General features: G+C 41.2%; 17 protein-coding genes. 8 read left to right on the top strand and 9 right to left on the bottom strand.

Annotation, left to right across the window (positions count from 1 at the left end; all coding sequences use genetic code 11):
• The 4 genes from ACESMA_RS12885 to yidD are packed head-to-tail and all read right to left on the bottom strand — an operon-like array spanning window position 1 to window position 2,735.
• Window positions 1-810, bottom strand: coding sequence for a metal ABC transporter permease (locus ACESMA_RS12885; protein WP_372949243.1), 810 nt, complete (start codon window positions 808-810; stop codon window positions 1-3).
• 1 nt (window position 811) lies between these two features.
• Window positions 812-1,558, bottom strand: a complete 747-nt coding sequence (locus ACESMA_RS12890) for a metal ABC transporter ATP-binding protein (RefSeq protein WP_372949244.1) — start codon at window positions 1,556-1,558, stop codon at window positions 812-814.
• On the bottom strand, window positions 1,558-2,433 hold the full coding sequence (locus ACESMA_RS12895) for a metal ABC transporter solute-binding protein, Zn/Mn family (protein ID WP_372949245.1): 876 nt from the start codon (window positions 2,431-2,433) through the stop codon (window positions 1,558-1,560). The genes ACESMA_RS12890 and ACESMA_RS12895 overlap by 1 nt, the downstream gene beginning before the upstream one ends.
• A 53-nt stretch (window positions 2,434-2,486) precedes the next feature.
• Complete coding sequence (gene yidD, locus ACESMA_RS12900; protein WP_372949246.1) at window positions 2,487-2,735, bottom strand: membrane protein insertion efficiency factor YidD; 249 nt, start codon at window positions 2,733-2,735, stop codon at window positions 2,487-2,489.
• A gap of 210 nt (window positions 2,736-2,945) precedes the next feature.
• On the opposite strand from yidD, the gene ACESMA_RS12905 reads away from it, so the two are divergent.
• From ACESMA_RS12905 to ACESMA_RS12940, 8 genes are all read left to right on the top strand, one after another.
• Window positions 2,946-3,926 carry an ROK family protein gene (locus ACESMA_RS12905; RefSeq protein ID WP_372949247.1) on the top strand — a complete coding sequence of 327 codons (981 nt, stop codon included), beginning with the start codon at window positions 2,946-2,948 and terminating at the stop codon, window positions 3,924-3,926.
• Between the two features lie 108 nt (window positions 3,927-4,034).
• Window positions 4,035-5,969: a M1 family aminopeptidase gene (locus ACESMA_RS12910; RefSeq protein ID WP_372949248.1), complete on the top strand. Its 1,935-nt coding sequence runs from the start codon at window positions 4,035-4,037 to the stop codon at window positions 5,967-5,969.
• A 51-nt stretch (window positions 5,970-6,020) separates the two neighbouring features.
• Window positions 6,021-6,422, top strand: a complete 402-nt coding sequence (gene nikR / locus ACESMA_RS12915) for a nickel-responsive transcriptional regulator NikR (protein ID WP_372949249.1) — start codon at window positions 6,021-6,023, stop codon at window positions 6,420-6,422.
• 59 nt (window positions 6,423-6,481) lie between these two features.
• Window positions 6,482-8,332, top strand: a complete 1,851-nt coding sequence (locus ACESMA_RS12920) for a TonB-dependent receptor (RefSeq protein ID WP_372949250.1) — start codon at window positions 6,482-6,484, stop codon at window positions 8,330-8,332.
• A gap of 132 nt (window positions 8,333-8,464) precedes the next feature.
• Window positions 8,465-9,256, top strand: coding sequence for a Gfo/Idh/MocA family protein (locus ACESMA_RS12925; protein ID WP_372949251.1), 792 nt, complete (start codon window positions 8,465-8,467; stop codon window positions 9,254-9,256).
• Window positions 9,257-9,874: a Gfo/Idh/MocA family protein gene (locus tag ACESMA_RS12930; protein WP_372949252.1), complete on the top strand. Its 618-nt coding sequence runs from the start codon at window positions 9,257-9,259 to the stop codon at window positions 9,872-9,874.
• Window positions 9,875-9,892: 18 nt separating this feature from the next.
• A complete protein-coding gene (locus ACESMA_RS12935) occupies window positions 9,893-10,846 on the top strand; it encodes a sugar phosphate isomerase/epimerase family protein (protein ID WP_372949253.1) in 954 nt (317 codons plus the stop codon).
• A 68-nt stretch (window positions 10,847-10,914) separates the two neighbouring features.
• Window positions 10,915-12,213 carry a hypothetical protein gene (locus tag ACESMA_RS12940; protein WP_372949254.1) on the top strand — a complete coding sequence of 433 codons (1,299 nt, stop codon included), beginning with the start codon at window positions 10,915-10,917 and terminating at the stop codon, window positions 12,211-12,213.
• A gap of 17 nt (window positions 12,214-12,230) precedes the next feature.
• Here ACESMA_RS12940 and ACESMA_RS12945 read toward each other — a convergent pair whose 3' ends face one another.
• The 5 genes from ACESMA_RS12945 to ACESMA_RS12965 form a co-directional block, all read right to left on the bottom strand.
• Complete coding sequence (locus ACESMA_RS12945) at window positions 12,231-13,583, bottom strand: SUMF1/EgtB/PvdO family nonheme iron enzyme (RefSeq protein ID WP_372949255.1); 1,353 nt, start codon at window positions 13,581-13,583, stop codon at window positions 12,231-12,233.
• A gap of 118 nt (window positions 13,584-13,701) precedes the next feature.
• Window positions 13,702-14,553 carry a gliding motility protein GldN gene (gene gldN / locus ACESMA_RS12950; protein WP_372949256.1) on the bottom strand — a complete coding sequence of 284 codons (852 nt, stop codon included), beginning with the start codon at window positions 14,551-14,553 and terminating at the stop codon, window positions 13,702-13,704.
• Between the two features lie 2 nt (window positions 14,554-14,555).
• Entirely contained in the window at window positions 14,556-16,166 is a 1,611-nt protein-coding gene (gene gldM, locus ACESMA_RS12955) for a gliding motility protein GldM (RefSeq protein WP_372949257.1), read from the bottom strand.
• Between the two features lie 20 nt (window positions 16,167-16,186).
• Window positions 16,187-17,158: a gliding motility protein GldL gene (gene gldL / locus ACESMA_RS12960; RefSeq protein WP_372949258.1), complete on the bottom strand. Its 972-nt coding sequence runs from the start codon at window positions 17,156-17,158 to the stop codon at window positions 16,187-16,189.
• 29 nt (window positions 17,159-17,187) lie between these two features.
• Window positions 17,188-18,528: an SUMF1/EgtB/PvdO family nonheme iron enzyme gene (locus ACESMA_RS12965; RefSeq protein WP_372949259.1), complete on the bottom strand. Its 1,341-nt coding sequence runs from the start codon at window positions 18,526-18,528 to the stop codon at window positions 17,188-17,190.
• Window positions 18,529-18,538 lie beyond the last annotated feature (10 nt).

The raw sequence follows: 18,538 nt of genomic DNA on the forward strand, positions 1-18,538 counted from the left end.
TTAAAAAAAGTGTTTGTATAACCTTGTTATTCCAAAAATAACAACAAGTGTGAAAATGATGGTTGCCCCCGACGGGATATCCATAAAATAGGAAATGAACAGGCCGGCCATGGTTCCGAAAAAAGCGATTACAGAGGAGAGAATCAGCAGGTTTTTAAAATTTTTGGTGAACAGGTTTGCTGTAGCCTGCGGAATTGTTAAAAGAGAAAGAATCAAGATAATTCCAACTACCCTGATATTCAGCACAACGGTTAAAGCAATGAGTGTAATGGTCAGGTAGTTGAACAGTGCCACCGGCAATCCGGCTGCGCGTGCAAATTCTTCATCGAAAGCTATGTAAAGGATTTTACGAAAATAAAAAGAAAAGAAAAAGATAATCACCACATTCAAAATAAACATCCAGATGAGTTCCGAAATGGTAACTGTGAGAATGTTCCCGAAAAGATAACTCATCAGGTTTGGCGTGTAGCCCGGAGTCATAAAAACGAAAATAATACCGAGCGCCATACCAAACGACCAGAAAATGGCAATGGACGAATCTTCGCGTACTTTGGCCACTTTGGTAAAAAACTGAATGCCCAGCGCTGCTCCAACGGCAAAAATAACTGCTCCTGCCAACGGGTTAAATCCCAGCAAAAATGCCAGGCCAATTCCACCAAACGAAGCATGTGTAATTCCCCCGCTGATAAAAACTATTCGCCGCGCAACAATGTAACTTCCCACAATACCACAGGATATGCTGGCAAAAATTGCCGCCAAAAATGCCTTCTGGAAAAATTCATAAGAGAAAAGTTCGATAAAGTTGCTCATATCAATGATGATGTTTTAAAACGGTATGTGGAATCTCGCCGTGAGTAATCAATTTTATGGGGCAGTTGTAACTGTTCAGTTGGTCCTGAGTAATAATATTATCGGGGTGATAATGCAGTTCGCCGTTTACGCAGGCAATGGTTTTTACGTAGCTCGAAATGGTTCCCACATCATGCGAAACCAGCACAATGGCCATGTGATTGTTTAAAAGTCTCAGCTTTTCATATAATTCTCCTTCAAAACGGTTGTCCACAAAAGTGTCGGGTTCGTCCAGTATAAGAATTTTTGGGTCGCTTAACAAAGCCCGGCATAAAAAAACGCGCTGCATTTGTCCGCCCGAAAGTTCGCCAATGGCTTTGTTTCTGATATTTGCAATACCCATTTCAATAAGAAGTTCTTCTGTTTTTTTTCTGATATCGGCTTCGGTAACCGATTTAGTATTTTTCATCAGCGAACCTGAACGAACCACATCAAAAACCGTAATAGGAAAGTTCCGATCAATATGTTTTACCTGAGGCAGATATCCGATTGGTTTTTTCTGCCCGTTAATGTCTTTTCTGAACAAAATTTTTCCGGACATCGGCTTGAGTAATCCCAAAATAGCTTTCAATAAGGTAGTTTTTCCTCCGCCATTCGGGCCTATTACCCCCAAAAAATCATTTTCATAAATTTCGAGGGTTACATTTTTCAGTACAGGCTCCCTATCGTAACCGAGGGTCAGATTTTGTATTTTTATTAAGGGTTCCATTAAAAATTATCTATAAAAATATTGGTCATTTCCCTCAGGTTTTCTTCCCATTCGGGGTTAAGTGGCCTTACTTCTATTACTTTTCCTTTAATTTCTTCGGCAAAAACACGGGCATGATCGCGGTCAAATTCACTTTGAATATAAATAACCCCGATGTTTTCTTTGCGGGCAAGTTCAACAACCTGAGCCATATGCTGGGGAGTAGGTTCCTTTCCACCCGATTCCAGGGAGTGCTGTTGCAACCCGTAATCCCTGGCAAAATACGACAGGCTGGGATGAAATGTAATAAACGACCTTCCTTTGTAATCTTTTAATGCGTTTCTTAAATCCACATCCAACTGGTCAATCTCTTTTACAAACTGCATGTAATTCCCTTTGTATTCCGAAGCCTTTTCAGGATTTATTCCACTCAGAACTTCGGTAATTTTCCCCGACATTTGTTTCACCAGTTTGGGCGAAAGCCAAATGTGCGGGTCAATTCCACCTGCATGAAAATGATCGCCATGTTGAACTTCTTCTTCCTGAATTAAATCCAGTCCCTCTGAAAGATTGACCACCTGCATGTTTCTGTTCAGCTCCTTAACTTTATCCTGCCACGAAAGTTCAAATCCAATGTATCCGATTCGGAACCAGACATCAGCACGCGAAATGTCTTTCAATTGCGAAGGTAAAAGGGAATAGGATTCCGGACTTGCACCGTGGGGCACAAGTACCTGAATATCAAAATCGTCACCGGCAATTTTTTCTACAAAAGTTTTTTGCGGAAGTATGCTTACAATAACTACTGGTTTTTCCAGGTTGTTTTTTTTGTTTTGCCTTGAATTGCAAGAAGATATAACCAGTGCAAATAGTACGAGCCACAAAATTTGTTTCATTACTTTTTCTTTTCTGAATTTGACCTGTAAAACAACAAAGTGCAAAATTAGTTTTATACTTTCATTTTCTTCACTTTGATTTGATTTTTTGGCGGAACAGGATCGTAACCATGTGTTCCCCACGGATGACATTTTGCAATTCGCCGGGTAGCCAGCCAAAAGCCTTTAAACGGCCCATGAATTTTTATGGCCTGAACAGCATATTCCGAACAGGTAGGAATGTGCCGGCAACTGGCCGGAGTTAGCGGTGAAATGGCAAACTTGTAAAAATAGACTGGTACCAGCAAAATCCAACCCATCATTTTTAATATTACACGAAATATCTTACGCATCCCTGAAAAACATCTTATTTGTGTAAAAATAACTATTAAAAATGGTTCTTGTTTGAACTCAGAATAAATTGAGGCAAAAACAATTGATTATCCGGCAGATTTGTATAATATTTTTAAATTTGTCGTTCCGGGTTTTTAATTTTTTTAAAATCAAAATTTAAAATTATAAAATAGCACATAATGATGAAGAAAGTAGCAATTGGTGTGGACATTGGCGGAACGAATACTGCCATTGGGGTGGTCGATCCCCAAGGAAATGTAATGGTAAAAGATAATATTCCAACTCCTTCACACGGCGATATTGACCGGTATATTTCTGATTTGGCTGACGCTATCAATGAGTTGATGAAATCAGTTAAACTTTTGAACAAAGATTTGGAATTTCTGGGAATTGGAATTGGTGCTCCCAATGGGAACTATTACAGCGGAACCATTGAATACGCTCCAAACCTTTCATTCAGGGGGGTGGTTCGTTTGGTTGAATTGCTGCGTAACCATTTTCCCAAAATGGAAGCACTTGCGCTAACCAACGATGCCAATGCCGCTGCCATTGGCGAAATGATTTATGGTGGCGCCAAAGGCATGAAAAACTTTGTCATGTTTACATTGGGAACAGGTGTTGGAAGCGGTCTGGTTGTTAATGGCGATTTGGTTTACGGGCACGACGGTTTTGCAGGTGAGTGCGGCCACACAACGCTTGTTCCGGGCGGTCGCAGGTGCGGTTGCGGTTCGCTGGGCCATCTTGAAGCTTATTGCTCTGCCTCAGGAATGAAAAGAACTGCATTCGAACTTCTGGTACAATATAACGCCACCGATAGTTTGCTGGCCAATAAATCCTACAATGAGCTGGATTCGAAAATGATTTATGAAGCTGCCGTTAAAGGCGATAAAATTGCTTTGGAAGTATTTGAAAAAACCGGTGCCTGGTTGGGAATGGGACTGGCTGACACCGTTCACCACCTGAGCCCGGAAGCTATTTTCCTGTTTGGTGGACCTACCGCTGCCGGCGACTTTATTTTCAAACCAACAAAAGAACACATGGAGAAACACCTCCTGCCTATTTTCAAAGACAAAATAAAAATTCTTCCTTCGAAACTCAAACAGGGCGACGCAGCCATTGTTGGCGCCAGTGCTTTGGTTTGGAAAGAACTGGAAAAATAGAATTTTCAGAAAAAAATTAATGGAGCGGATTTCGAAAGAGGTCCGCTTTAATTTTTTTGAATTCAGGGCTTTGTTGTCCCGGCTTTGCAAAAACCGTATCTTTATAAAATGAAAAAGTTGGGTTGGATATTCATTTTGGCTGGAATACTTTTTTCTGAAATCACTGCTCAGGAACCCGATCCGTTTTTTACGGATAAAAGGGCAATGGCCGACGGGCAGGTATTTATGAAAAAAGCAGGTTTTACAGAGTCTGCAAACTATACTTTTTATGATTTGATTTATCAGCGAATGGAGTGGGAGGTTGACCCGGCAGTTTATTACATTAAGGGAAAAATAACTTCGCATTTTTTAAGTAAACATACCAATCTCACTGATATTGAATTCGATTTGCATGATGAAATGGATGTTGATTCAATCATCCAAAAGGGAAACCCTGTTCTCTTTTCAAGAAATGAGAACAAAATCAACATTCAGCTACATGAAGTTCTTGACGACGGGCAAACCGACTCGGTTATCGTTTATTACCAGGGAGAACCTCCATCCACCGGCTTTGGTTCGTTTACCACTGGCACCCACAATCAGACTCCGGTACTCTGGACTCTTTCTGAGCCTTATGGCGCTCTGGATTGGTGGCCATGCAAACAGTCGCTTGCCGACAAAATTGATTCCATCGATATTATTGTAACCACTCCAGAAATTTACCGTACTGCCAGCAACGGAATTCTGAAATCGGAAACTGTTTCGGAAGGTGAAAGGACCATGCACTGGAAACACCGTCATCCCATAACTACTTACCTGGTGGCCATTGCGGTAACCAATTATGCAGAGTATTCCGACTATTTGGAGCTTGATGATGGTCGTCAAATTGAAATTCAAAACTTTGTGTATTCTGAAAATCTGGATTCGGCCAAAGTAAGAACTCCGGTTACAGTTGAGGTAATGGCGCTTTTTAATGACCTGATTGGTGAGTATCCGTTTGCCAATGAAAAATACGGTCATGCACAGTTTGGCTGGGGTGGTGGAATGGAGCACCAGACCATGAGTTTCATGTACGATTTTGGGTTTGAATTGATTGCCCACGAACTGGCTCATCAGTGGTTTGGGAATTACATCACTTTGTCAAGCTGGCAGCACATTTGGCTGAATGAGGGATTTGCAACTTATCTTTCCGGTTTGGCTTACGAACATTTGCTCGAAGGAGAATGGTGGCCGCTGTGGAAGCAACTTAATGTTGACAGAATTACCCGATGGCCTGATGGTTCCGTTTTTGTGAAAGACACCACAGATGTTTCGCGCATATTCAACGGCAGGTTGTCATATTCCAAAGGAGCATATATTTTGCACATGCTGCGCTGGATTTTGGGCGATGAACCATTTTTCAAAGCGTTGCAAAATTATTTTAGTGATCCGGAAGTTGCTAATAGATTTGCCAGCCACGAGCAGGTGGTGGCTCATTTTGAAGCTGTTGGCGATACCAGTCTTACAGAATTTTTTAACGACTGGTACTACGGAGAAGGGTTTCCCGTCTATTCTTTGGAATATTCCCAAACAACAAATCAGGAACTCAAAATTACCCTCTCGCAAAGTACATCTCATACATCAGTCAATTTTTTTGAAATGCCGGTTCCGGTCAGGGTTTATAATTCAGGAAAAACCGATTCGATTGATTTCAGGCTGGTTCATACAATGAACAATCAAATTTTTCAGGTCGATCCTGGTTTTGAAGTATCGGAAATAAAAATCGATCCGGATTACTGGTTGATTTCTAAGACGACTCAGATTCTGGGAAAGCCCAGAGTTTATAACAGCAATGAAATTAATGTTTTTCCCAATCCTTTTTCAACCTACATTTTTATTTCAGCAAAAGGAAATGAACAAATACAAAAAGTACGTTTATTTACTTCCAATGGAAGATTGTTGTATGAGATAAGGCAAGTGAAGAAATTTTACGATTTCTCCCATCTTCCTGAAGGAATTTATTTGTTGGAAATTGCTACTTCCCATAGCACCGAAATCAGAAAAATTGTAAAATCGAATTTTTAATTCCCCAACTTTTTTTACCTTCGTGTTACGAAATTGAAAAATTGTAACACGATGGCCGTTTCACGCTTTGGCGTTTCGCTCGATGAAGAACTGTTACACGCTCTCGATGAGTACGTGGAAGAAAACAGGTTTGCCAACCGCTCGCAGGCAATCCGTCACCTCATTGAAAAGAATTTGGTGGAGGAAAAATGGAAATGCGACAACATTGTTGCAGGTGCAGTGGTTTTGGTTTTCAGTCACGAAAAAACAGATATCCTGAAAAAATCTTCTGAAATACAGTTTAAATACAGGGAATTTATTCTTTCCTCCCAGGGGTTTTACCTGAACGAACAAAATTATCTTGAAATAATAGCTGTAAAAGGCCCATCGAAAAAGCTTACTGAAATTTCAGATAAATTAATCAGCATCAAGGGAATTCAACACGGAAAATTGGTAATGAGTAAAGCGGAATAATTTTTTTTGACTTTATGGTAGCACAAATATTGAAATTGGTAACACTAATTAATTATAAAATGAAAAGATTTGGAATTTTTGCCATTGTAATTTGCTTTTTGGTTCTTGTTTTTCTTCCAACTGTCGGAAACGCCCAGGCAAGCTTTAACTTAATTGATACCGTAAAAATTGAAGAGGTTGTTGTAACCGGCACTCCTGTTCGGGTAAACAGGAACAATGTTCCCATGGCTGTTTCGGTAATTAACCGGACACAAATTGAAGAAACCGATGAATCGGCTTTGCTGCCTGTACTTAACGGCAAAGTACCCGGTTTGTTTGTAACCGAAAGAGGTGTTACCGGTTTTGGTGTTGCAGGCGGTTCTGCCGGACAGATTTCCATTCGGGGTATTGGCGGTTCGCCTACTACCGGCGTATTAATGCTCATCGACGGGCATCCGCAATTTATGGGGATTATGGGCCATCCGCTTCCCGATTCTTACGTGGCTTCCGACGCTGAGCGTGTGGAAGTGATTCGCGGCCCGGCTTCTATTCTTTATGGTTCAAATGCCATGGGTGGTGTAATCAATATCATTACCAAAAAACAAACTTCTGAGGGAGTAAATGGCAATGCCCGGGTTTCTTATGGTTCGTTTAATACACAAAAATACATGGGGTCGGTTGGATATAAAAAGAACAGGTTCAGTGCTTTTGTTTCCGGCAATCACAACAATACCGACGGCCATCGCGAGCATTCAGATTTTAAAATCAACAATGGCTATGTAAAACTTGCTTACGATATAAATAAAAATTTCAATGTAAATACCGACCTGAGTTTAGCTGCATTCGAAGCAGCCGATCCAGGCCCCGATACGTTAAATGCCAATCAGGGAGAACGAATTGATATTACCCGTGGCTACTGGGCATTTACTCTACAAAACGAATTCGAAAAAGCGTCAGGTGCTCTAAAAGTATTTTATAATTTTGGGGAACACAACATTACCGATGGTTTTCACTCCAATGACCACAATTACGGTTTCAACCTTTACGAATCGCTGAAACTTTTTACAGGAAACAATCTGACACTTGGTGTTGACTACATGAATTACGGTGGGATGGCGGAAAATTTGCTGGCCATGAACGGAAACGGGATTGTTTTTGCCGACACTACGGTTACTGAAACAGGTGTTTATGGTTTTGTGCAGCAATCGCTTTTTCAAGATTTAATTTTGAATGCCGGACTTCGTTATCAAAATCACAGCGTTTACGGAAATCATTGGATTCCATCGGCTGGTTTTGCCTGGAGATTTGCAAATTTTGCAAACTGGAAAGGGAATGTTTCCAAAGGATTTCGCAGCCCAACCATTCGCGAACTGTTTTTATGGGGGCCGAATCCCGAACTGGACCCGGAATCAATCATCAATTATGAAACAGGATTTTCCAACTCTTTTTTCAACCTGAAAATGAATGCTGAAATTACTTTTTTCTATGTAAAAGGAGATAATCTGATTGTGACGGTTCCTATGCAGGGTTTGCGCAACGCAGGCGAAATCAGCAACAAAGGAATTGAGTTTCTTGTAAACATACAACCCGTTGATAATTTGAAACTGGAAAGCACGTACAGTTATATTGATATGAAAAACCCGGTATATGCAACGCCGGAACATCATCTCTATTTTAGTGCAAACTACAGGTGGAAAAAGCTGCAGGTTATGGGCAGCATTCAGCAAATAAGTAATCTGGATAATGATCCGACTCCGGCAGTGGCAAACGAAGATTACACGCTTCTAAAAGCAAAAGCAGTTTACAATATCAATAAATACCTGAAGTGGTATGTGAGCGGCGAAAATTTGCTGAATGAAAATTACCAGGTGAACCGATATTACACTATGCCTGGGGCAACCGTTTTTTCAGGATTAAATATTGTTTTCTGATATTTTATTTTGAAGTAAAATCATAGTATAATTCTTTCCGGGTATTCATTTCTTTTTATTGAGGAAAATCAATTTGAGTTTTTTCGATTTCTTTTCTTAAATTGACCTCAAAATTTCACTAAACCAAAGAAAATGGAAAAGAAAACCCGTCGTGAGTTCATCTCAAAAAGTTCCGCAGCAGTTGCCGGTGTCTCTGTTGGACTAAATGCTTTCTCATCTAAGCAAACTACAAAGATTTTTGGCGCCAACGATAAAATCAGAGTTGGTTTTATTGGAGTTGGAAATCGTGGCTCGCAGTTGTTGGAGCGTTTTATGGCAAACAGCGACGTGGAAGTGGCTGCTCTGTGTGATGTGTATGAACCTTATGCTTTGCGAGATAAAAGCAAGGTTTCGAAAAAATTTATTGATTTACTGGAGGGAAGAATACCTGAATTAGGTGAAACTTTTCCGAATGCACCCAAAATTTATAAGGATTATCGTGACCTTCTGGCCAACAAGAACATTGATGCCGTTTGCATTGCCACACCCGACCATTGGCATGCTTTGCAATGTATTGATGCATGCAGCGCCGGATTGGATGTTTATGTAGAAAAACCGTTGACCGTCACCATAAAAGAAGGCCGCGCCATGATAAATGCACAAAAAAATGCCGGAAATACGGTGCAGGTTGGTTTGCATCGCAGAGGGTCAGTGGTTTACCAAAAAATGATTAAAGAAGAGCTGGTTCAAAAAATCGGGAAAGTTCTTTCGGCCAGTGCTTATCGAATAAGCAACATGTTTCCCGATGGAATTGGCAGCCTCAATCCTGAAACCCCGCCTCCCGGTTTCGATTGGGACATGTGGATTGGTCCTCGTGCAGCAAGGCCGTTTCAATACAATATTGCGCCTTATTATTTCCGGTGGTGGAGCGATTATTCCACGTAAATGGGAAACTGGGGAGTGCACTACATGGATGCCATTCGCTGGCTGGCAGGTGAAATTGCACCTTCAGCCATTTCTGCTCACGGGGGCAAATACGTTTTAACTGACGACCGCGATATTCCGGATACTATGGATGTTTTGTTTGAGTTTAAATCGGGAATGATTATCAAATTCAGTATTTACGAAGCAACTTCAGGCACAGGAATAATTAGCAGTGAAATTGAAATGAACGGCACTAAAGGTACTTTGGTTGCCAACGAAAACGGTTACGAAATAAAACCTTCCAGACCCGGTCAGTTTCAGAAATGGAAACAGCAAATCGATTCGGAAAAATATGAAATGCGAAATGATAATGATTTTATCGCCAAAGGGAATGAAACAGACAGTACATCCCGGTTAATCCGCAATTTTCTGGATTGTATCAAAACTAAAGAAACGCCCTGGTGTACCCTCGAAGACGGCCACCGGTCCACTTCGTTTGCACATTTGGCAAACATTGCTTTAAAAACCGGCAAACGGCTGGAGTGGAATGCAGAAAAAGAAATATTCACAAACTCTACCGAGGCAAATGAATTATTACATTACGAATACCGAAAGCCCTGGAAATTGGAGGGAATTTAAATCAAAACTGAATTTAAGATGATACAATCAAGAAGAAATTTTATTAAAAAGAGTGCGGCTGGTGCTGCTGCCCTTGGAATGGCCGGTCCGGTTTTGGCAGGTGAAATGCTGAACCCGGAAACCAAACGCCCGATTCATGTTTTTACCAAATGCCTGCAATTTCTGAGTTATGAAGAAATAGCTGAAGTGCTTGCCAAACATGGTTTTGCAGGAGCCGATCTCACTGTTCGTCCGGGTGGGCAGGTTTTGCCCGAAAATGTGGAGCGGGATCTGCCAAAGGTTTTAAAAGCCCTGCGAAATGCCGGAGTTGATTCTTTTATGGTAACAACGAGCCTCAACAATCCCGATGATGCATTTACACGGCCGATTCTGAAAACAATGGCCGATTTGGGAATCAGGTATTACCGCACCGGTTACCTCGATTACGACCACTCCAAATCAATTCCTGAAAACCTGGAAAAACACAAAATCACATTCGAAAAACTGGAAAAATTAAACCGGGAATACGGTGTTACGGGTAATTATCAAAACCATTCTGGCCGGCGTGTTGGCGGTCCGGTTTGGGATTTGTACGAACTTTTGAAAGATCGTAATCCGGAATTTATTGGCGTTCAGTATGATATTCGCCATGCAACAGTTGAAGGCGGTGTTTCGTGGCCGTTGGGTTTACGATTGCTGGCGCCCTGGATTCGGACGACCGACATCAAGGATTTTATTTGGGAAAAGAACGAAAAAGGGGAGTGGAAAATTAAAAATGTTCCGCTGGGTGAAGGAATGGTGGATTTCAAAACCTATTTTGAATTGTACAAAAACCTTGAAATCGAAGGGCCGGTTTCCATTCATTATGAATACGATTTGGGCGGCGCCGAGCATGGAAGCCAGAATCCGGAAATGCCGCTGGACGAGATTTCACTCTGGTTAATAAAAGATTTGTATTTTTTGGAAAATCAGTTTCGGCAGTTCAATTTATAAAGAAAAATGGTTCAGCCTGATGATTAAAATTTCAGCTTGAATTTTTGAAAGCATTTAATTTAAATGGGATGGAAAACGAAAAGTCAATAAAAATTGTTGGTACCAATTCAAATTTCGAACGCGAGCCGCTCATCCGTCCGTTTGGTTTTAAAGGCGGATATCTTTCGGAAATCTGGCAAACGGCGGCTCAGTTAAAATCTTCTTCAGGAAAAATATCAACCGGCGTTTGCTCCCAAAGCGTGTTGTGGTCAGATGCCAACGTTTTTAGCCGTTATTCTGAAAGTGGTGGAAATGCGCTGATGTTTGCAGTTTCTGAATATGCTTTGTCTATTTTGAAAGGAGTGAAATTTGCCAACCCTATAAATTTGCTGGATGATATTTTGTATGAGGTTTTTAATTTTGCCAAAAAGATTACCGGGAATCCAGAATTAAGAAAAACTTTTGCTCTGAATGCACTGGTTGGTGTTGACAATGCAGTTTGGTTGTTGTATGCCAGCGAAAATGGTTTGAAATCTTTTGATGAGATGATTCCTCCAGAATACAGGGATGTACTTTCGTACCGGCACAAAAAAGTGGCATCAATTCCCTTAATGGCTTATTCTGTTCCTGTTCGGGAAATAAAACAGGCTGCTGACGACGGGTTTTATTTTATGAAAATAAAAATTGGCCAGCCCGGAACGCAGTATGAAATGTTGGAGAAGGACAAAGCCCGGTTAACCGAAATTCATCAGGCCATTGGAAACTACCGTACGGAACACACTGAAAGCGGAAAATTGCCCTATTATTTTGATGCCAACGGGCGATATGAAAAAAAGGAAACGTTGATGAAGTTAATTGATCATGCAAAAAAAATTGACGCACTGGAACAAATTGCCCTGATTGAAGAACCATTTCCCGAAGAATTGGAAATGGACGTTTCAGATATTCCTGTGCGTTTGGCTGCCGACGAAAGTGCCCATACCGACAAAGACGCTTTGGCCCGCATTCAAATGGGGTATGGTGCAATTGCGCTGAAACCCATTGCAAAAACCCTGAGTATGACACTGAAAATTGCGCAAATTGCTGCGCAGGAAAATACACCGTGCTTTTGTGCAGATCTTACTGTGAATCCTATTTTGGTTGATTGGAACAAAAATGTGGCAGCGCGTCTGAAACCATTTCCCGGACTGGAAACCGGTCTGCTCGAAACCAACGGGCATCAGAATTATAAAAACTGGGAAAAAATGGAGTCATTTCACCCTTTTGCTGATGCTTCATGGCGAAGAGTAAAAAATGGGGTTTTTGAACTAGATTCAACATTTTATAGTAAAAGTGGAGGAATTTTTACCAATTCGGCACACTATTCAAAATTACTCGGGGAGGCTTAGATCAGAAGAATCCGGCCTTACCTGTTGTGCAAATCGTTTTTGAATGAAGTTCTTACGCACCGAAACCCGATGTATGATTTTGCGGTGTCCTGGTATTCAAATGTGCGGGTTGATGTACGAATAAAATAAGAGATATCTTTCCATGAACCACCGCGAATGACTTTACGTTTCATCACAGGAGGGTCGTCAGGTTTTGCGTCGTACTCCAGTTCAGGGTTTAAGTCGTTAACAATATCGTAAGCTGCTTCGTAGTATGCGCTGCTGGTCCATTCAGCCACATTGCCGGCCATATCGTACAATCCGAAATTGTTGGGGTCGAACTGGCCTGTTTTCATGGCAACCGTTGTTGAAGGGCTGTCGGAAACATAATTTCCGCGCAGAGGTTTAAAATTTGCTACAAAACATCCCTGGTCACTTCTGGTATAGTAACTTCCCCATGGATAGACTGTACCGTTAAGTCCGCCTCTTGCTGCAAGTTCCCATTCGGTTTCGGTTGGAAGGCGGTAATCGTGTGCCGGAGCTTCTCTTAATCGGCTGGAAAAATCTTCTTGAATTTTGGTGCGCCAATTGCAAAATGCCCGTGCCTGTTTCCAGGTAACCCCTACAACCGGATAATCATCAAAAGCCACGTGAGAAAAATATTTTAGTGTGAATGGTTCGTTGTAGGTGTAAGTAAAATCCCTTATCCAGGTTAAAGTATCTGGATAAACAGGAACCATTTCCCGCATCAGAAAATCACTTCTGTTGGAAACAGGAATTGTTTCCCCCTGCTGGTTAACCACCGAGCCTTCGTAACGTTTTGTTTCAAAATTGTAGCTGTTTTTTCGCTGGGCTGCCTGTTTATAGTCCACCCAGTAAAATTCGTAAACAAGTTTGCGAGTGTCTATTTCTTTATAGAATACCAATCGTTCTTCATCAGAAATATACAGTTCATCCATGGCCATGCGGTAATCCGGATCGCGCCAATCAATTTTTTCTCCCCAGTTAATGGTTGGTTCATCCAGCGGAACGCCTCTTCTGTCTTCAGTAATTAAATATTCAGGATAAGTTTGTCCCAGCACTTTACGTGCTATTGAATCACGCACCCAATAAACAAATTGCCGGTATTCATTATTGGTAATTTCGGTATCATCCATCCAAAAAGATTCAACAGATACTCTTCTCGATTTTTCGCCGAAAGTTTTCACTTCGTCATCCGAAGGCCCAATTACATAAGAACCGCGGGGAATATTAACCATCCCGAAAGGTGAAGGTTCGAACCAGTTATTTGATTTTCGTTCGCCACCGGGAAGATATTGTACAATTTCGTTTTTGCACGAATGGGAAAGCAACCCTGCCACGAGAATAATATAGATTGTTGCTCTTCTCATTCTTAAATTAAACCTGTTTTGGAATTTTATTTCGTTGAAAATATTCTGATAAAAATTAAAAAAACAGGGATGTTCAAAAATTCTTTGTAACATCCCCATACTTTACATATCGTAAATTTTAATATTCCCAAAGATTTTGTTCAAAATCGAACATTTCACTTTCAATTCGTTTTGATTCAAGCATGGCATTTTTACCACTCAAATAAGCACTTATATCGCGGTTATTATAAACATTAGATTCTTTTACAACATAACTGTTAAAGAACCTTTTAATGAAAAGGTCGTCAAACGACATAGACTGAGCCTGATTGTAAGGATTTAAAACCAGGTTGGTGGCCATCAGATCGCGAACCTCAGGATAATACACCCAAAATACTTTTTGCCGCTGCACCTGAGTTGATTCATCGTTTTCGCGGACGAATTCACGAATGGGGCAAATCCCAATAATTCTAACATTCAGTGAAGACGCCTGTTTATCGAAATACCATTCTTCTTTAATCATGTATTGTTTGATTTCACCTGGTCTGACTTCTCCCTGAATGGTAACAGTTTTGCGTTCCCCTGTATCGAAATCGATAGTTTCTTCTGTGGACTCTTCCGCACCAAATGCTTCCTGCACCTGTTCGTAAGTCATGGGCACTTTAAAGTCGTCGTCCAAACGGGCGTCATAAGGTGTAATCTGACCATTTTGAATTCCTTCAAGAAGCAGATTTATCAGATTTACCCTGCCATCCATTTCTGTGGTTGGATAATACAGCGGAAGGTTCATTTTTTCCCTGAGATCAATAATCCGCCAGATTTGTTTCGACCAGAAAACATCGGCTTCCCTCACTGTTGGAAGCGGCATAGGTTTTTTCTGAAACATGTCTGATTTTTGATATGCCCCGTTTACAATTTGAGCATCTGTACTTTTTCCCATCAGGGAAAGTACTATAACCAGAAATCCTATTTTAACAATTAACTTCCTCATTTTTATTGTATTTTAAACGGAATTGGATCGAGATCGCGTGTAGTACCATCGTCACCAATTGCCCTGATGTTTGAAATATAAATTACATTATTTGGATTGAGTCTTCTAAACTGGTCTTTTTGTTCTTCTGTAAACCGGTTTGAGTTACTATCAAAAAAGTTGATATAACCGCCTGCTGCTGAAATTTCAACCCTGAACTGGGTAACGGTATATCTGAAATCGAAGTCAAAATCTTCGAGTACAGCCATAACTCCATCTTCTACCAAAAGGCGTTCTTTTCGAATGTTCCCCCCGGTTTGTCCTGCAACCTGTGCAACAGGGTCGGGAACTCTTTTAACGCGCCAGCTTGAAGTGCCAAGCAACCGTCTTTCACCTCCAATATTGGCATGAACGGAAACGGTTGTTCTTCGGCCAAGTTCATCCAGTTCATTGGGTTTAATGATGAAGGCATCGCCTCTTTTCTGAACTGTTCCGTTGGTCATGGTAACTTCAAGGTTCTCTTGCGGAATTCCACCGCCACCTACATCGAACGGATTATCCAGACCCCGGTAAAATACGTTCATGTTGGTTGCCGACATGGTAACACTGGGTTGAGTAACCTGGTATTCTTGTTTGAACGGATAGTTTTTAATTATTCCGGCAGGTGTTTTATACTTAATCAGGCCACTCCAGCTAAATACTCCGGGCTCTGAAGTTTTAATCCTGTAAGTTGCTTTCCCATCCTGCACCGGAACCGGCCTGTTGTTAATTAATATTTCCGGTTGTTGTGTGGTATCTTCGGCAGCCAGAAAAACTTCTGCAATATATTCATCACCCTGCAGAACTATGCTTGAGTTTGGAATAACCCTTGCGCCCAGTTTGTTGAATAAAAAAGAGCCGGCGTCAATCTGTGAAAACAAATAATTAATGAGGTTTGCTTCCGAATTTTTAACGTCGATTTGAATTTTAGACAGCAGGGTAAGAACAGCTACCAGAGGTTTGTCGAGAAAACGCTCGGTTTCCCACGATTTATTTTCGCCACCTTCTTTTAAATTGATAGGAGGATCAGAGGTGTCGAGAGAACTTAATATGGTATTTCTTAAGTCTTCGTCAGAATCATCAATAAGTGAAATAAGTGTAGAGCGGTAATTTTCTATTTCCTCTTTTAATTCTGTTGCTTTTTTCTGTGTAATCATATATTCAGAAGGGACATTCAGATCGTCTGCTTTTGAAATCCGAAGCGTATCACTCTCATTGGTAGCCAGAAAAAACTCATCAGATATTAGAGGATCCTCACTGGTTACAGGTGATGCACCCGAACGAATAACCATTTCTTTTTTTATGGTTCCAATAAAAGCAATTAAGCTGTCGGTTTGTGTTTTAACAATGTCAGCTCTATCTTTCCATTCTCTCACTCTGGTTTCGTTTTCAGCAAAAGACTGTTCGAATCGGGCATACACCTGCGCATTTTTCATGTCCACTGTCTCAAGTGTTTGAAGCAGGCTGATGTCCACCACCCTAAATGCTTCAAGTACCTCAGTCGCAACGTTTAAAGCCAACATTGCGGTGAGCACGAGGTACATCATATTTATCATTTTTTGCCGCGGTGATTCCGGACAATTCTTTGAACCCATAATTCAGTTACTTCAAATTATTACTTTTTGTAACTCAGTGCACCCAACATATTTCCATAAATGGTATTGAGTGCTTCCAGATGTTTGTTTAGTTGCTCGGCATTTTCTTTATATTTCTGTAATTCAGAAACCGATGAGGCCAGTATTTCATTCATTTGTGAAATATCCTGGTTGAATTTTTGGCTGATTTCAAACTGCGATTTGGTTCCTTTAAGTTGCGTTGCAAAACTCTCGTTCAGTGCATGAACATTTTGATTCAGCTTTTCAAGATTCTGAGAGTAAACTTTGGAATTTTCACCAATGTTTTTCAGTTCGGAAGTAAAGGAACTGGATGCGCCATTTACGGTTTCCGAAAGTTTGTTCCCGGTTTCTTGCAGTTTTGTGGAAAAATCTTCGCTGCTGCTATGCAACCTTTCAATGGCAGTTTTTCCGGTCTCGCTAAGTTGTTTCGATGCATTTGAATAAGAATGAATAAGCTTTTCAACTGATGCATTAACTGATTCGTTTGCCCGTTTGTTAATTTCAGCAAACGAATTCATTGATTCAGAGGCTGAACTCAGGTTTTTGACATACATATCAGTGGCGAGTGTTGCCGTTGAAATATCGCTGATACCGCGGGCAGCGCTCGTTAAATCAGTGAGACTTTTCCCTACCTTATCCAATAATTCAGGTGAAATTTCGGATGAAGAAAGCAATTGGTCGAATCCATTCTTTCCTTTCCTGCTGTATTCTTCCAGTTCCATCAGTTCGTAGTCGTCACGCAATTCCGGATATACTTTTGACCATTCAGGCATTTCGAGTGGGGGTTCAAAAGCAGACAAAAAGAAAATGAAAGCTTCAGTCATCAAACCAATGGTAAGCAGAAGGCCTGAATACTGCCAGTGCTGGAGTTTGAACAATGCCCCAATCATTACAACTGAGGCACCCCAACCATAAACATAACCCATAAATGTTTTCCAGCGCTTTGTTTTAAAAATTTCTCCGATGTTCATCTTATAGAGGTAAAAAGATTAGTAAATTATTAATTAAATTCTTCACCAAAAGTTGATCTGACACAACGAAATCCAATAAAGGACTTGGTTGAATCCTGGTATTCAAAACTACGTGTTGAAACCTGGGTGAAATAGGCAATGTCTTTCCACGAACCTCCGCGCACAACTTTCCGTTTCATTACAGGTGGATCGTCCGGTTTTGCGTTGTAGGTAAAAGTTGGGTTTAAATCGCTAAAGTAGCTGTACCCGGCTTCGTCGTATGCCGTTTCAGTCCATTCGGCCACATTCCCCGACATGTCGTAAATACCATATTCATTGGGTTCGTAACTGCCTACTTTCATGGATGAAATTCCGCCGTCTTCTACATAATTACCGCGCAATGGTTTGAAATTGGCCAGAAATACGCCGTCATCGTCGCGGGTGTAATATCCTCCCCATGGGTACATGGAAAAATCTTTACCACCGCGTGCTGCATATTCCCACTCAACCTCAGTTGGCAGGCGGTAGGCCTGGAGCGTTGGTTGCCTTTTGGTAGTAAGGTAATCGGATTGAATTTTTGTGCGCCAGTTGCAAAATGCCAGCGCCTGTTTCCAGGTAACTCCCACCACCGGATATTCGTCGAAGCCGGGGTGCCAGAAATAACGGGTGGCCCAGGGTTCGTTATATGAATAGGTGAAGTCCCGGATCCAGGTCAGCGTGTCAGGATATACCTGAACCTGATCGTTCATAATAAATGCCGATCTGTTATCTATAGGTCTTAATTCGCCCTGGCTGTCGTAAACACTTCCTTCGTAACGTTGCGTTTCGAAGTTATAACTGTTTGACCTTTTGGCAGCCTGCTGCAAATCAATCCACCAATACTCGTAAACAAGTTTTCGGGTGTCAATTTCTTTTTTGCCGAAAAAACGTTCGTTTTCGGGAATGAACAAATCTTCCATGGCCATTTGGTAATCCGGATCACTCCAGTCAATTTTTTCGCGCCAGTTAATTCTTGGCGGGTCAATCGGAGTTCCGTTCCTGTCTTCCGTTATCAGAAACTCGGGGTATTGGTCTCCCAACATCCTGCGGGCTGTCGAATCTTTTACCCAGCTTACAAATTGGCGGTATTCGTTGTTGGTAATTTCGGTGTCATCCATCCAAAAAGCTTCCTGAGAAACTGTTTTGGTTGGAATACCTGCCATGGCAGGATCCTGATCACTTGGGCCGATATTGAAACTTCCCCTGCGAATATATACCATTCCGTAGGGTTGGGTTTCCCGCCATTTGGGTCTGTTTTGCACACCTATTAATTCTCCGTTTCCGGAGGTATTGCAACCTGTAAAACTAAACAGGGTTAAGAGTGCAATTGCGATTAAAAGAAGTTTTTTCATAGCTCAAATA

This window comes from Mariniphaga sp., from assembly GCF_041687215.1.
Taxonomy (GTDB): Bacteria; Bacteroidota; Bacteroidia; order Bacteroidales; family Prolixibacteraceae; genus Mariniphaga.

What these genes read in the sequence shown, in the direction of transcription:
- ACESMA_RS12885 (WP_372949243.1), bottom strand. Translation starts at nt 810, where the DNA reads ATGAGCAACTTTATCGAACTTTTCTCTTATGAATTTTTCCAGAAGGCA.
- ACESMA_RS12890 (WP_372949244.1), bottom strand. Translation starts at nt 1,558, where the DNA reads ATGGAACCCTTAATAAAAATACAAAATCTGACCCTCGGTTACGATAGG.
- ACESMA_RS12895 (WP_372949245.1), bottom strand. Translation starts at nt 2,433, where the DNA reads ATGAAACAAATTTTGTGGCTCGTACTATTTGCACTGGTTATATCTTCT.
- yidD (WP_372949246.1), bottom strand. Translation starts at nt 2,735, where the DNA reads ATGATGGGTTGGATTTTGCTGGTACCAGTCTATTTTTACAAGTTTGCC.
- ACESMA_RS12905 (WP_372949247.1), top strand. Translation starts at nt 2,946, where the DNA reads ATGATGAAGAAAGTAGCAATTGGTGTGGACATTGGCGGAACGAATACT.
- ACESMA_RS12910 (WP_372949248.1), top strand. Translation starts at nt 4,035, where the DNA reads ATGAAAAAGTTGGGTTGGATATTCATTTTGGCTGGAATACTTTTTTCT.
- nikR (WP_372949249.1), top strand. Translation starts at nt 6,021, where the DNA reads ATGGCCGTTTCACGCTTTGGCGTTTCGCTCGATGAAGAACTGTTACAC.
- ACESMA_RS12920 (WP_372949250.1), top strand. Translation starts at nt 6,482, where the DNA reads ATGAAAAGATTTGGAATTTTTGCCATTGTAATTTGCTTTTTGGTTCTT.
- ACESMA_RS12925 (WP_372949251.1), top strand. Translation starts at nt 8,465, where the DNA reads ATGGAAAAGAAAACCCGTCGTGAGTTCATCTCAAAAAGTTCCGCAGCA.
- ACESMA_RS12930 (WP_372949252.1), top strand. Translation starts at nt 9,257, where the DNA reads ATGGGAAACTGGGGAGTGCACTACATGGATGCCATTCGCTGGCTGGCA.
- ACESMA_RS12935 (WP_372949253.1), top strand. Translation starts at nt 9,893, where the DNA reads ATGATACAATCAAGAAGAAATTTTATTAAAAAGAGTGCGGCTGGTGCT.
- ACESMA_RS12940 (WP_372949254.1), top strand. Translation starts at nt 10,915, where the DNA reads ATGGAAAACGAAAAGTCAATAAAAATTGTTGGTACCAATTCAAATTTC.
- ACESMA_RS12945 (WP_372949255.1), bottom strand. Translation starts at nt 13,583, where the DNA reads ATGAGAAGAGCAACAATCTATATTATTCTCGTGGCAGGGTTGCTTTCC.
- gldN (WP_372949256.1), bottom strand. Translation starts at nt 14,553, where the DNA reads ATGAGGAAGTTAATTGTTAAAATAGGATTTCTGGTTATAGTACTTTCC.
- gldM (WP_372949257.1), bottom strand. Translation starts at nt 16,166, where the DNA reads ATGGGTTCAAAGAATTGTCCGGAATCACCGCGGCAAAAAATGATAAAT.
- gldL (WP_372949258.1), bottom strand. Translation starts at nt 17,158, where the DNA reads ATGAACATCGGAGAAATTTTTAAAACAAAGCGCTGGAAAACATTTATG.
- ACESMA_RS12965 (WP_372949259.1), bottom strand. Translation starts at nt 18,528, where the DNA reads ATGAAAAAACTTCTTTTAATCGCAATTGCACTCTTAACCCTGTTTAGT.